The organism is Micromonospora okii (genome assembly GCF_020884795.1).
Lineage (GTDB): Bacteria > Actinomycetota > Actinomycetes > Mycobacteriales > Micromonosporaceae > Micromonospora > Micromonospora okii.
Map to the genome: position 1 here is coordinate 19,678 of NZ_BBZF01000015.1, position 14,070 is coordinate 33,747.

9 protein-coding genes and 1 tRNA gene are annotated in these 14,070 nt (G+C 77.5%); 7 read left to right on the forward strand and 3 right to left on the reverse strand.

Annotated elements, in window-relative coordinates; genetic code table 11:
* Positions 1–35: 35 nt before the first annotated feature.
* Positions 36–119 (reverse strand) — tRNA-Leu (locus LPU43_RS09650).
* A gap of 225 nt (positions 120–344) precedes the next feature.
* On the opposite strand from LPU43_RS09650, the gene LPU43_RS29065 reads away from it, so the two are divergent.
* The 6 genes from LPU43_RS29065 to LPU43_RS09690 all read left to right on the forward strand — a co-directional run bounded on the left by LPU43_RS29065 (position 345) and on the right by LPU43_RS09690 (position 11,563).
* The gene (locus LPU43_RS29065) at positions 345–3,032 is read left to right on the forward strand and encodes a tetratricopeptide repeat protein (RefSeq protein WP_505845378.1); all 2,688 of its coding nucleotides are present in this window, start codon (positions 345–347) and stop codon (positions 3,030–3,032) included.
* 158 nt (positions 3,033–3,190) lie between these two features.
* Entirely contained in the window at positions 3,191–5,830 is a 2,640-nt protein-coding gene (locus LPU43_RS09670) for a fibronectin type III domain-containing protein (RefSeq protein ID WP_373321680.1), read from the forward strand.
* 27 nt (positions 5,831–5,857) lie between these two features.
* Positions 5,858–6,862 (forward strand): AAA family ATPase, encoded by a 1,005-nt coding sequence (locus LPU43_RS09675; protein ID WP_229399935.1) that lies wholly within the window; start codon positions 5,858–5,860, stop codon positions 6,860–6,862.
* Positions 6,863–6,879: 17 nt separating this feature from the next.
* Positions 6,880–8,172 (forward strand): DUF58 domain-containing protein, encoded by a 1,293-nt coding sequence (locus tag LPU43_RS09680; RefSeq protein ID WP_229399936.1) that lies wholly within the window; start codon positions 6,880–6,882, stop codon positions 8,170–8,172.
* Between the two features lie 50 nt (positions 8,173–8,222).
* Complete coding sequence (locus tag LPU43_RS09685; RefSeq protein ID WP_229400354.1) at positions 8,223–10,475, forward strand: transglutaminase TgpA family protein; 2,253 nt, start codon at positions 8,223–8,225, stop codon at positions 10,473–10,475.
* Positions 10,476–10,678: 203 nt separating this feature from the next.
* Complete coding sequence (locus LPU43_RS09690; protein WP_229399937.1) at positions 10,679–11,563, forward strand: DUF1028 domain-containing protein; 885 nt, start codon at positions 10,679–10,681, stop codon at positions 11,561–11,563.
* A gap of 40 nt (positions 11,564–11,603) precedes the next feature.
* Here LPU43_RS09690 and LPU43_RS09695 read toward each other — a convergent pair whose 3' ends face one another.
* Positions 11,604–12,290, reverse strand: coding sequence for a maleylpyruvate isomerase N-terminal domain-containing protein (locus LPU43_RS09695; RefSeq protein ID WP_229400355.1), 687 nt, complete (start codon positions 12,288–12,290; stop codon positions 11,604–11,606).
* On the reverse strand, positions 12,287–13,174 hold the full coding sequence (locus LPU43_RS09700; RefSeq protein ID WP_229399938.1) for a phosphatase PAP2 family protein: 888 nt from the start codon (positions 13,172–13,174) through the stop codon (positions 12,287–12,289). The genes LPU43_RS09695 and LPU43_RS09700 overlap by 4 nt, the downstream gene beginning before the upstream one ends.
* A gap of 217 nt (positions 13,175–13,391) precedes the next feature.
* Between LPU43_RS09700 and LPU43_RS09705 the strand changes: the two genes are divergently transcribed.
* Entirely contained in the window at positions 13,392–14,003 is a 612-nt protein-coding gene (locus LPU43_RS09705; protein WP_229400356.1) for a DUF3159 domain-containing protein, read from the forward strand.
* Positions 14,004–14,070: the final 67 nt, after the last annotated feature.

Below are 14,070 nucleotides of genomic sequence, written 5' to 3' on the forward strand. Positions count from 1 at the left end.
GCTCCGCACAACGTCGCATGAATGCTACGCGGGAGTGTCCGAGGGGGGACTTGAACCCCCACGCCCTATACGGGCACTAGCACCTCAAGCTAGCGCGTCTGCCATTCCGCCACCCGGACTTACTCGCTCAGCCTACCCCGTCGCCCCGCAGTGGCTTCACCACCCTCGGGCCGCCCTGGCGGGCCGCACGGGGCATTACTGTACACGGCCGGCGTGGATCATGCACATCGCCTCGTCAGCGGCCTGATCGCCCAGCTCAGGAGGGTGCCGGCCGCCCCCGCACCAGGCCCGCCCGGACCATGATCGGCTTGCCGGGTGGCGTCGGGACGCCCTTTCCGGGCAGCATGAACGGCGTGTCGCAGCCCTCTCCCCTGGTCACCCTCCAACACCGGGCGCTGGCCCAGCGCGCCGCCGGCGACCTCGCCGGGGCGCGTCGGCTGCTGGCCGACGCGCTCGATCCGTTCCGGGCCAGCTACGGCGAGGACCACCCGGAGGTGCTGAGCACCGCTCACCTGCTGGCCCGCCTGCACCGCGAGGCCGACGAGCCGACCGCCGCGCGACGCGTACTGGAGGAGTCCCTCGCCGCCGGCGAGCGCCGCTGGCACCCGGCCGACCCGCTGATGCTCGCCCTCACCCTCGACCTCGCCGCGGTCTCCGAGGAACTGGGCAACCGACACGAGGCCCGCCGCCACTACGCCCGCATCGCCAGCCTCGGGCCCGCCGCGCTCGGCGCGGACCACCCGGCGGTACGCCAGGCGCAGCACTACCTCAGCGGCGCTGCCCCCGGACCGACGGTGCCCGTCCCACGGTCCGCCGCGCCGGCTCCGCACTTCGCCCCACCCGCCCCGCAGCCGGGGCCCACGGCGCTGGGCGCTCCGACAGTGCCCCTGAGCCCGGTCCCGCCGCACCCGCCCCGGCCTCAGGCCGCCGTGCCTCAGCCCCGACCGGCCCAGGTCCCACCTCCGCCAACGGTGTCCGCACCGCTCCGTCAGGTTCCACCACCGCCCCCGCTGTCCGCACCGCCGCGACAGGTCCCACCGCCGCCTCCGGTACCGCCGCGCCAGTTCCCGCCCCCCGGGCCGCAGGCGTCCGCGCCAGCGCAGCAGCTTCCGCCCGCGCGCCCGCAGCAACAGCTTCCGCCCCCACCTCGGGTCGCGGCCCCGCCCCCACCTCAGGTCCCGGCACCGGCACAGCAACCGACCCAGCCACCGGTACCGGGTCCCCGTGCCCCCGCGTCGTCTCCGCCGGGGCCGGCCGCCCAGGGCGTCCCGCCGGCGCCCCGGATCCCGCCTCCCGCGCCGCAGCCCGGCCCGGCGCCCACCCCGCGCCCGGTGGCACCGACGCAGCAGCCTGTCTCGTCGTGGGCACCACCGGCCGCTGCCCCGCCCGCCTCTCCGCCCCCCGTCCCCCAGCCGGGACCGCCGCAACCGGCGTACCCACCTACACCGGCACCCGCGCCGCACGCGGCAGCGGCACCGCAGGCACGGAACGAGCCCCAGGCGCGGAACAAGCCGCCTGCGGCGGACGCTCCCCGCGCCACCGTCGCGGCGGGACCGCAACCGACGCCGCCGGCCACGCCGGCACCCGGCTGGGACAAGCCCACCATCCAGGTACGGCAGATCGACGCTCTGCTGCGCGAGGAGGCCAGCCGGCCGAGCGGCCCCACGGCCACTCCGGTCAGCGGTGGCCCGGCGGTGCCGACGAGCGGGGCGCCCATAAACGGTGGCACGCCGGCGAAGGCGGGAGCGCCAGTCGGCCCGGCCGCAGGCGCCCCGGTCAGCACGCCGCCCACCAGCGCTCCACCGGCGAGTTCCCCGCCCGCCAACGCACCGATGAGCGGGCCTCCGGTGAGCGCTCCGCCGATCGCGCCCGCGCCGAGCATGCCGCCACCTCCCCCGGTGAGCACGCCGCCGAGCATGCCGCCTCCACCGCCGGTGAGCGCGCCGTCGGTGGCTGGTCCGCCGACCAGCGCCCCGCCGTTCACGCCGCCTCCGCCAAGCGTCCCCGTGAGCGGCACGCCCTCCAGCGCCCCACCGGCGAGCGGGCCACCCGCCAGCGGCACGCCGTCCGCCCCACCCGTCAGTGGCACGCCTTTCAGCACCCCACCCGTCAGCAGGCCACCCGTCAGCGGCATCCCCTTCAGCGCCCCACCCGTAAGCGGACCGCCGATCAGCGGACCACCCGTCAGCGGGGCGCCCGTACCGCCGTGGGGAATGACGGCACCGCCTTGGAGCGTCGCCGCGCCGCCACAGCCGCCCGCTCCCCCGGTCGACGCGGATCCGGGGGACGACGCCGAGCCCCCGTACGCGGAGGAGCCGGACGGCCCGGTCGACGCCTTCTCGGTGCCGCCCGCGCCCGTGGTCCCGCCCCCGCCGGGCCGCCGGGAGGCCCCGGCCGCGCGGCTGGACGCGCCGGCCGCCCCGCCACCGCCGAACCCGTTCGTCGAGCCGGCGCCGGTCCACGGCGACCACCCCGAGGCCGCAGCGGAGCAGAGGCAGGCCGCGCAGGGGTGGTCCGCGCGGGAGGACTGGCGCAGCGGCGAGGGCTACCCATCGCCGCAGGAAGCGTGGCAGACCACGGACGAGGAGAAGGGGCGCGGCCGTACGACGATGGTCGTCGCGGCGGTGGTGGCGCTCGTGGTCCTCGCGATCATGGTCGGCGTCGCGGTGCTGGTGTTCGGCGGCGACGCGGCGCCTCCCCCGGAGGCGGCGCCCGCGTCGCCGTCGGCCGCCGCAAAGCCGAGCGGCCCGCCGCCCGGCGAGCTGAAGTTGCGCGACGACGGGGGCACGATCGCCCTGACCTGGACGGACCCGTCGTCCGGGGCGGTGCCGTTCATGGTGGCGGGCGGCCGGACCGGGCAGAAGCTCGGCGTGATGGCCACGGTGGACCCCGGGCAGACCAGCTACACGGTCAACGGCCTCAACGCCCGGGTGGACTACTGTTTCACGGTGCTCGCGGTCTACTCGACCGACGCCTTCGCCACCTCCGGGCAGGTCTGCACGGAGCGCGGGGCGGGCGCGACGCCCGGCTGACGGGATCGGCCACCACCCGCACACACGCTGGGTGTCCACAGGCGAACGGTGTGGGTTCCCCCTCCCCCGGCAGGGCCATATGATGGCACCCGGCTCAGGGGAGGCTCGCCGTCCGACGGTGTCTCACCTGGCACCATGACACGGGGAGGCAGCCGCTTGTGGCCACCATCGACCACGCCGTGAGCAGCACGGAACCGGGCTCCCCTCCCCGCCGGCGGCGCTGGCGCGGCGGTCTGGTCACCGTCGGCACGGTCGGCGCGCTGCTGGCCGCGATGGGGCTCACCGTCCTGGGGCTGGGCGCCGCCGACGACGCGGTTGTCAACTACGACGCCAGTAGCTGGCTGTGGAGCGCGGCGCGCAGCGAGCTGGCCCGGGCCAACGGCCTGACCGCGCGGGTCGACACCCGGATGGAGGTGCCCGACTCGCGCCGGCACCCGATGCAGGTCACCCAGACCGACCGGCTGCTGGTCCTGCGGGACCTGCACACCGGGCAGGTCAGCTCGCTGGACCTGGCCACCCTCCAGATCACCGCGACGACGCGGACCACGCCGGGGCTCGGCGTCAACGTCGCACTGCACGAGGACGCCGCGTTCGTGGTGGACGCCGTGCAGGGCGTCGTCCGGCAGCTCGACCCGCGCTCGATGGCCCCGGTCGGCGAGCCGGTGCGCTACCCGCCGGGCATCACCGGGGGCGCCTTCGACGGCGAGGGTCGGCTGTGGGTCGCCGTCCCGGCCGAGGGCACCGTCTCGGCGGTCACGGCGGCGGAGCTGCCGGCGGAGCCGGGCTCGGCCGCGCCGGCCGGCGCGGGGGTCAGCCCGAAGAAGGTGGAGACGTACGACGTGGCGGAGCCCAGCCACGAGCTGGTGGTCTCCACCCTCGACGACGGTGTGGCGGTGCTCGACCGGACCGCCGGGGTGCTGGTGCGGGTGACGCGCGGCGAGGTGGTCCGTGCCCCGCTGACGATCGCCGGGCCGGGCGCGCTGCCGGCGCGGACCAGTGGCCCGAGCGTGCCGGTGACGGTGCCCGGCGAGCGGCGGGTCCACGTGGTGGGGGCCGGCGGCGAGGAGCGGCAGTTCACCGTGCCGGGGCGGGGCGACGGGCTCCGGCCCGCCGTGGCGTGGGCGGACCGCTACTACGTCGCCGACGAGGCCACCGGCACCGTGTACGCCTTCGACGCCACCGGCCAGCTCGTCGACACGATCGGCGGCAAGGGCTCGACGGGCCCGCTGGAGCTGGAGGTGCGGGAGAACCGGCTGTTCATCAACGCGCCGGACTCGTCGACGGCCCGGGTGGTCGACGACCAGCACCGGGTGCGCGAGGTCAACAAGTACGCCAACGACGTGCTCGGCGGCGACCCGCCGCCGGCGCCCCCGCCGCCGCCTCCGCCGAAGAAGCCGAAGGTGGGCAAGCCGAGCGCGCCGCGCGGCGTCACCGCGTCGGCCGGCGACGCGCGGGCCCGGGTGAGCTGGCGGCCGGCCGCCGCGAACGGCGCGGAGATCGTCCGGTACGTGGTGGAGGGCGCCGGCCAGCGCCGCGAGGTGGGCGCGAACCAGCGGTCGGTGGAGGTCACCGGCCTGACCAACGGCGAGACGTACCGCTTCTCGGTGCACGCGGTGAACGCCAAGGGCGCGGGCCCGGCGCGGACCAGCAACCCGGTCACCCCGACCGCGTCGGTGCCGGAGCCGCCGACCGACGTCACGGCCGAGGCCCGGCCGGACGGCACGGTGCTGGTGCGCTGGCGGGCCGCCGACGGCCGGGGCAACACCATCGCCCGGTACGCGGTGACGGCGGCCTCGGCCGGCGCGAACGCCCCGGCCGGCGAGTCGACCCGCACGGAGCTGGTGATCCCGGCCGGTGAGCTGGAGTACGGCACGCAGTACGCGTTCACCGTGGTCGCGGTCAGCGAGCGGGGCGCGGGGTCGGCGTCCTCGCCGGTGAGCAACACCGTGGTGCCGTTCGCCGCGCCCGGCGCGCCGGTGGAGCTGCGGGCCACGACGGTGGCGGACCGGCCGGGCACGGTGGCGGTGCGCTGGTCACCGGCGCCGGCCAACGGCCGCCCGGTGACGAAGTACCTGGTGGACGCCGGCGGCCGGGCCAGCGAGGTGACCGACACGGAGGCCACGGTGGGCGGCCTGGGCGACGGGCAGAGCGTGACGGTGCGGGTGAAGGCGGTCAACGAGGCGGGCCCGGGCGCGGAGGCGACGACCACCGCGCGCACGGTCGCCCCGCCCCGGGTGACCGTCACCGGCTCCTCGGCGACCGCCACGGCGGTCACGGTCACCTTCACGGTGGACGCCGGGGGCGGGCGGGCCACCTGCACGGTCAGCGTCCCGGGCGAGAAGCCGGTCACCGCGCGCGACTGCGCCAGCGCGGCGGTGCCTGGCCTGAAGCCGGGGACGGCGTACACGGCCACGGTGACGGCGAGCAACGCCGCCGGCGAGGGCACCGCGACCCGCCGCCAGACCACCGACGACCTGTACGGGGTGGCGACCTGCAACAACGGCCCCGACGGCGACCAGCGCACCTACTGCGACAGGGACGTGGACGGCCGCAACGGCAACGAGATCTTCCGGGTTCCCCGGCAGGACAACGACCAGCAGGCCGGCTGGGCGAGGCCGGGCACGCGGCTGAAGGCGTACTGCCGGGTGCGGGGCGAGAACGTCGACTCGTGGATCTACAACGACCAGAAGCAGAGCACCTGGTGGGTGCGGGTCGAGTACGAGGGGAAGAACTACATCCCGTGGGCCTGGCTCAACCTCGAAGGCGGCGACGACATCGACGTCCTGCCGACCTGCTGACCGCGCCATCAGGCAAGGAGCCCCGCCGTGAACACCACCCACGAACCGCTCACCCAGCCGGAGGTGCAGGGCTTCGCCGCCCTCGCCGCCCGGCTGGCGGAGAACGTCAACTCGGTGGTGCTGGGCAAGCCGCAGGTGGTCCGGCTGGCGCTGACGGCGCTGTTCGCGCAGGGGCACGTGCTGCTGGAGGACGTGCCGGGGGTCGGTAAGACCACCCTGGCCCGGGCGATCGCCGCCACCGTGAAGGGGCGGTGGCGGCGCATCCAGTTCACCCCGGACCTGCTCCCCTCCGACGTCTCCGGTGTGACGATCTTCAACCAGGCGACCCGGGGCTTCGAGTTCCACCCGGGGCCGGTGTTCGCCAACATCGTCATCGCCGACGAGATCAACCGGGCGTCGCCGAAGACCCAGTCGGCGCTGCTGGAGGTGATGGAGGAGCGCACCGTCACCGTGGACGGGGTCCGGCACCCCGTGCCGCAGCCGTTCCTGGTGGTCGCCACGCAGAACCCGGTGGAGATGGACGGCACGTACCGGCTGCCGGAGGCGCAGCTCGACCGGTTCCTGGTGAAGCTCTCCGTGGGGTACCCGGACGAGGCGGTCGAGGTGGAGGTGCTGCGCGGGGCGACGGTCCGCTCCCCCGAGGCGCTGCCGGCGATCACCGACACGGACACGGTCGGGCAGATGGTGGGGATGGCCCGGCGGGTGCACATCGCCGAGCCGCTGTACGCGTACGCGGTCCGGCTGGCCGCCGCGACCCGGGGCCATCCGCAGGTGCGGGTGGGGGTGAGCCCCCGTGGGGTGATCGCCCTGACCCGGGCGGCGTGCGCGTACGCGCTGATCGACGGCCGGGGCTGGATCATGCCGGAGGACCTGAAGGCCCTGGCCGAGCCGGTGTTCGCGCACCGGCTGCTGCTCAGCCCCGACGCGCAGGTGCGCGGGGTGACCGCCGCAGAGGTGTTGCGCCAGGCGGTGGCGTCGGTGCCGGTGCCGCTGCCGTCGGGGCAGGTCGCCCCGACCCCGGCCCAGGGCTGAGGCGGGCCGGAGGAGACGTGGGGATCACCGCCCGGGGCGCCGGGCTGCTCGTGGCCGCCGTGGCGCTGCTCGCCGCCGGGTTCCGGTTCGCGTACCCGGAGCTGGCCCTGCTCGGCGCGGCGGCGGCGGTCGCGGTCGGGTACGCCCTGCTGGTGGCGCTGTGGCGGCCCCGGCTGGAGGTGACGCGGCACGCCGACCCGGACCGGGTGTCGCGGGGCGAGCCGGCGCGGATGACGCTGACGGTGCGCAACGTGGGGCGGCTGCGGGCGGCGAACCTGCTGGCGGAGGACCGCTGCGGGGACCGGGCCGTGCCGGTGCCGGTGCTGCGGCTGCGCCCGGGGCGGGACACCACGGTCACGTACGACGTGCCGACGGACCGCCGGGGCGTGGTGCCGGTGGGGCCGCTGCGGGTCATCCGGCGCGACCCGCTGGGGCTGGTGGCGCTGGCCCGCTCGTACGGGGGCGCGGTGCCGGTCTGGGTGCACCCGCGCGTGCACCCGCTGGTGGCGGTGCCGACGGGGGCGGGGCGCAGCCTCGACGGCCGGGTGGACGGGGTGCCGCACGGGTCGATCACCTTCGACTCGCTGCGGGAGTACGTGGTCGGCGACGAGCTGCGCCGGGTGCACTGGCGCACCAGCGCCCGGGTGGGCGAGCTGATGGTGCGGGAGAACGTGGACACCAGCCTGCCCCGGATCGTGGTGCTGCTGGACGACCGGGCCGCCGCCCACCCGGACCCGGAGTCGTTCGAGGCGGCGTGCGAGGCGGCGGCGTCGGTGGTGACGGCGGCGCTGCGCGCCGACCTGCCGGTGGCTCTGCTGCTGGTGGCCGCCGACCGGCCCGCCGAGGGCGGGGAGCCGTCGGCCGCCGGGGGTGGGCAGGCGTCGCCGGACGGGAGCGGTCGACCGGGCGGGCAGGCGTCGGCCGGGGCCGGGTGGCGGGTCGGCCGGGTGGTGGGCCGGCTGCGGGCCCGGCTCGCGCCGCCCACGGTGGCCGCCGAGGCGGGGGCCGGGCCGCTGGACCGGCTCGCCGCCGTGCGGCTGGACGCCGGGGACGCCGCCCCGGCGCTGCGCGCCGCGACGGCCCGGCTGCGTCAGCGGCGGCTCGGCGACACGCTGGTCTTCCTCACCGGGCCGGGCGGCCGGGGCGACCTGGGGCAGCTCGGCGCGCTGCGCGGGGCGTACCCGTCGGTGCTGGCGGGGGTCTTCGGGGCGGCCGAGCCGTCGCCGCCCGCCGCCACCGGGATGCGGGTGGTCGACGCGGCGGACGGGGCCGCGTTCGCGGCCGAGTGGGACGGGGTCCGCCGGTGGTGAGGTTGCTGCGGGCGCTGCGCGCCGCGCCGCTGCCGCTCGTGCTGGTGGCGATGGTCGCGCTGACCGGGGTGGTGCTCGGCCGGGTGTACGCGGGCGGCCTGCTGACCCGGCTGGTGCTGTTCGCGGCGGCCGGCTCGGTGCTGGTCAGCGTGGCCGCCCGGCGGCTGCCGTCCTGGCTGGTCGCGCCGCTGTCGGTGGCGGCCCTGGCGGGTTTCACGCTCTGGTCGCTGCGGGTGTCCGCCGACGCGGCCGGGCTGCCCGGCGCGCTGACGGGCGTGGCGGCGGACGCGGCGCGCAACGGCATCCCCCGGCTGCTGACCGCGATGATCCCCGTGGAACCGACCCCGGACACCGTGCTGGTGCCGCTGGTCGCGGCGTGGCTGGCCGGGCTGGCCGGCGCGGAGGTGGCGCTGCGGGCCGGTCGGGTGCTGCTGGGGTACCTGCCGCCGACGCTGCTGTACGCCGGGGCGGTGTTCCTGGTCGGCCCGAACGCCGACCCGGCCACCTGGCCGACGGTGGCGTTCGCGGCGGTGGCCGCGCTCGGCCTGGCGGTGCCGTCCCGGGGTGCGGGGCCGCCGGTCGCGGACCCGGTCGCCGGGCTCGCCCCCGGGGTGCGGGCGGCCGTTCGGGCCCGCCTCGCGGCCACCACCGCCGCCGGCCTGGCCGTGGTGGTGGGGCTGGCCGCCCTGCTGGGCCCGGCGCTGGCCGGGCGGGTCGACCAGCGGCCGGTTGACCCCCGGCGGTACGTGGAGCCGCCCCGGGTGGAGTCGCTGGACGAGAACCCGCTGATCAGGATCTCCGGCTGGGCGCTGAACCCGGAGCAGCGGCTGCTGGAGGTGCGGACGCCCGGTGGGGAGCGCACCCGGTCGACGCGGCTGCGGCTGGCGGTGCTCAGCGACTACGACGGGGTGACGTGGCGGGTCGGGGCGACGTACCGCAACGCGGGCCGGATCCTGCCGGTGGTCGAGCCCGCGCCCGGGGCGACCGTGGAGACGGTCCGGCAGGAGGTCACCGTGGCGGACCTGAGCGGCCGGCTGCTGCCGGCGGTGGCGACGCCGCGCGAGGTCACCGGCGCGCGGGTGGCGTACGACCCGCTGACGGGGACGCTGATCCGGCCGGAGGGGCTGACGCCGGGGCTGCGGTACACGGTCACCTCGGCGGCGGAGCGGCCGGACACCAACCTGCTGGCCACGGCGGACGTGCCGGCCGGCGACGCGGTGGCCCGGGTGCTGCGGGTGGCCGACGGGGTGCCGGAGCCGCTGCGCCGGCTCGCCGCCCAGCTCGCCGAGGAGAACGGCGCCCCGTACGCGCGGGCGGCGGCGATCGAGCAGTTCCTCGCCGAGCACTACCGGGTGGTGGCGGACGCGCCGAGCGGGCACGCGTACCCGAACCTGGAGTTCTTCCTCTTCGGCCGGCGCGACGGCGGCGGGCAGCGCGGCACGTCGGAGCAGTTCGCGGCGGCGTTCGCGGTGCTGGGCCGGCTGTCGGGGCTGCCGACCCGGGTGGTGGTGGGGTTCGAGTCCTCCGGGGACGGGCCGGTGCGCGCGGCGGACGCGTTCGCCTGGCCGGAGGTGTTCTTCTCCGGGTTGGGTTGGGTGCCGTTCGACCCGCTGCCCCGCCCGGACGACGAGCCACGCCCGGTGGAGGAGGACTTCCGCCCGAAGCCGGAGGACCCGCCGCCGTCGGAGGCCCCGGAGCCGACGGTGGAGCCGACCGCGTCGCCGGAGCCGGTGGCCGGGCCGGGCGGGCCGGCCGAGGCCGGCGGGCCGCCGACGGCGCTGCTGGTCGGCCTCGGGGCGGGCGGCGCGCTGCTGCTGGTCGTGGCCGCGCTGCTCGCGCTGCTGCTGGCGCGCCGGGCGCGGACCCGGGCGCGACTGGAGCGGGGCGACCCCGGCCAGCGGATCGCGGGCGCCTGGCGGGAGGTCACCGACGCGCTGCGGCTGGCCGGGCGGCCGGCCGGCGGGGACCTCTCCGCCTCCGAGGTCGCCGCCCACGCCCGCCGGGCCCTCGTTGGAGCCGTCCCCGGCCCGATCGGTGCCGGCCCCGTCGGCACCGGCTCCGGCCTCGTCGGAGCCGGCCCGCACCGGGCTCCGGCCGACGCCGCAGACCTCGGTGCGCGGCTGGAGGAGCTGGCCGGCCTGCTCAACCGGATGGCCTTCGCCCCGGGCACGGCCGCCCCCGAGGAGGCCGCGCGGGCCGTCGCGACCGCCACCGACTACGTGACGGCGCTGCGCGCCACCCGCCCCCGGTGGCGTCGCCTCCTCTGGTCCGTCCACCCCGGCCCCCTGCGCCGGCCCCACTGAACGGCGTCACCGGCCGCCGCCCCCCCCTGCCCCGGCCCCGCCGACGCGGCGTCACCGGCCGTCGGCGCCCTGCGCCGACCCCGCGACACGTCGTCACTGGCCGGTGGTGCCCGCTCGGGCCGCCGCCGAGCAGGATCCGCCGGAGGTCCCGGGCACGGCGACCACCGGAGTCGCTACCCGGCGTCGCGAGCTAATCTCTACTGGTGACCTTCTCCCTCGTCGCCCGCTCCGACGACGGCCGCCAGCACGGCGTCATCGTGGCCAGCCGCTTCCTGGCCGCCGGCGCGCTCGTGCCGGCCGCCGAGGCCGACGTCGGCGCGCTCGCCACCCAGGCCCACGTCAACCTCGCCTACCGCCCGCAGGGCCTGGCCCTGCTGCGCACCGGGGTGGACGCCGACGGCGTGGTGGCCGGGCTGGTCGCCGCCGACGCGGAACGGGAATATCGCCAGCTCGGCGTGGTCGGCGCCACGGGCGCGGGGGCGAGCTGGACCGGCCCGGCCTGCCACCCGTGGGCCGGGGGTCAGGCCGGGGACGGCTGGGCGGCGCAGGGCAACATCCTGATCGGCCCGCAGGTGATCGACGCGATCCGGGACGCCTGGCTGGGCGGGGGCGCACTGCCGTTTCCCGAGCGGCTGCTCGCCGCGCTGCACGCCGGGGACCGGGCCGGGGGCGACCGGCGCGGCCGGCAGAGCGCGGGGCTGCTGGTGGTCGAGCGCGGCGGCGGGTACGCCGGCACCGGCGACGTCCTGGTCGACCTGCGGGTCGACGACCACCCGGACCCGGTGGCCGAGCTGGATCGGCTCCTCGCGGTGCACACCCTGCTGTTCACCCGCCCCGACCCGGCCACCCTGATCGACCTCACGGGCTCGGTCGCCGCCGAGGTCGGCGCGCTGCTGGCCGCGCTCGGCCACCCGGTCGATCCGGCGCGGCCGGAGGAGGCGCTCTTCGACTGGGCCGGCCTGGAGAACCTCGAGGAGCGTCTGGTGCCCGGCCGGATCGACCCGGTCGTGCTGGAGCACCTGCGTCGGGCGGCACCGCACGTGCCCGCGCCGCGCCCGGCGGCCGACCCGCTCGGCGCGGACGCCTGAGACCGGCCGACGCCTGCGGGCGTCGGTCACGAATTTCGGGTCAGCCGCCGAAGGAGAGCCAGCGGAAGCCGGCGGCGTCGGCGGCGGCCCGCTCCCCGTCGGTGAGCCCGGCCCGTCCGGTGGCCTTGCGGATCAGCGTGAGCCGGTCCCAGCCCAGCTCGGGCGGGACGGGCCGCCCGCCGGTGAACAGGTCGGCGACGACCCGCGCGGCGGTGGGCGTCAGCCACGGCCGCCGGTCCAGCGCCGCCGCCAGGTCCAGGCCGTGCACCCCGACCTCCACCACGCGGGTACGCAGGAACTCGCCGAGCGCCATCGCGTCGCCGTGCCGGGTGCGCACCACCCGGGACGGCGGTGCGGCGTCGACGGCGGCGAGAGCGGCCCGCCAGGCCCGCTCGAAGTCCGCCACCAGGGCCGGCCCGTCGATTTCCCGGGCCTCGTGCCGGCCGCTGTCGATCCGGGCGGCGTCCACCGGCGGGGTGAACTTGGCGGCGCCGTAGTAGCCGACGGCGTCGACCCTCGCGCGGGGCGGGGCCGGCGCGGCGAGCATGTCGACCAGCCGGCCCGCTCCGGTGCGCACGTGGGCCAGCAGCTCGCGCACGGTCCACGGCCGGCAGTCGGTCGGGCGGTCGAGCTGCGCCTCGTCGACGCCGCGCAGCACCTCGCCGAGCCGCGCGCACTCGTCCCGGAACGCCGTCCGTACGCTTTCCACGGTCCTCCCGGCGGTCAGCCCTTGATGCGGGGCACGACGCGGTGCACGAGGGCGAGCACCGGCGCCGCCACCAGGGCCATCGTCCCGGCGATGCCGGCGGCGCTGCCGGCGTAGCCGACGAGCAGCGTCCGCTGGCCCATCTCGTCCGGGGTCCGGTGGGGCAGGTCGACCAGCCAGGACAGGGCCAACCCGGACGCCACGACGGCCAGCGCGCCGAACAGGCCGAGCACCACGGGCGCGATCCGGTGGGCGTCGCCGGGCTCCACCTGGGCCTGTTCCCGCTGGGTGAACAGCAGCAACAGCCCACCCAGCGCCGCCCACACCCCCACCACGAGGAACGCGACGACGGCGTCGCTGGGGCGGTGCCAGCCGGCCGACAGGGTCGCCACGCCGGCGATCGCGGCGTACGCGGCGCCGAGGAACGCGCCGAGCACCCGCACGGTGGTCGGGAGCACCAGGATCAGCGCCAGCGCCACGGAGGCCGCCACGGTGGCGTGCCCGCTGGGCAGGCTGTTGCCGGCGGCGACCCGTTCGGGGTCGATCCCGTAGTTCGGCCGGGCCAGGAAGTGCTTGAGCAGTTGGGTGGTGACGTTCGCCCCGGCGATCAGCAGGGTGGCGGTGACGGCCAGCGCGACCCTGCGCCGGATCAGCGCGATGAACCCGATCACGGCGGTCGCCGCCAGCAGCGACACGACGGACATCGTGTTGAGGATGCGGTCCACCGGCTCGGCGATGCGGTCCTGGCCGATCCGGTTGCCGGTGAGCGCGACGGTGTCGACCCACTGGCCCAGCTCGGTGTGCAGGGCGGCACGCCAGACGACGACGAAGGCCGCTGTCTGGGCCAGGGCAAGCAGGACCAACCAGACCGCCGTCCAACCCCTCGCCGTCGCGCGCACCCGCACACCGTAGCGGCACGCCTCGCCGCGTCTCCCGGGGGCCCGCCGGCTTCCCGGCGCTAGTTTGGGTCGGACAGACAGGAGGTTGCCGGTGACCGCGACACCCCAGCCCGGCCCGTCGGGCCCACCGCGACCCGCCGACCAGCCCTCGGGCCCGGCACGACCCGGCGACCGGCCCTCGGGCCCGGCACGACCCGCCGAGCAGCCGGAGTCCCTCGCGGACCTGCTCGGGGGGCGGCGGGGCGCGGTGGACGCCACCGCACCGCCGGTGGCGTTCGCGGTCGGCTGGCTGGCCACGGGCCACTCGCTGCTCGGCGGGGTCGCCGCCGCCGTGCTGGCCGGCACGGCGGTGGCGCTCTGGCGGCTGCGCCGGGGGCACCGGCCGCGCTCGGTGCTGATCGGGCTGCTCGCGGTCAGCGTGGCCGCCCTGATCGCGCTGCGCACCGGGCGGGCCGCCGACTTCTTCCTCGTCCAGGTGGTGTCGAACGCGGCCAGCGCGCTGGCCTGGATCGTGAGCGTCGTGGTCCGCTGGCCGTTGCTGGGCGTGCTGGTCGGGGTGGCGCTGCGCCAGCGGGGGCGGTGGCGGCGCGACCCGGCGCTGCTGCGGGCGTACGCGCGGGGCAGTTGGGTGTGGGCGGCCACCTACGTGCTGCGGGTGGCGGTCTTCGTGCCGCTCTACCTCGGCGACCAGGTGGTGGCGCTGGTCGTGGCGCGGGTGGCGCTGAGCTGGCCGCTGGTGGCGGCGGCGCTGGCGGGGAGCTGGGTGGTGGTCCGCCGGTCACTGCCGGCCGGGCACCCGGGGCTGCGGCACCCGGTCACCGCACCCCGAACGTGAAGGGAGAGGCCGCCACGGGGGGAGCGGCCTCTCCGGTGACGTACGTTACTCCGTCCGACACCGTCAC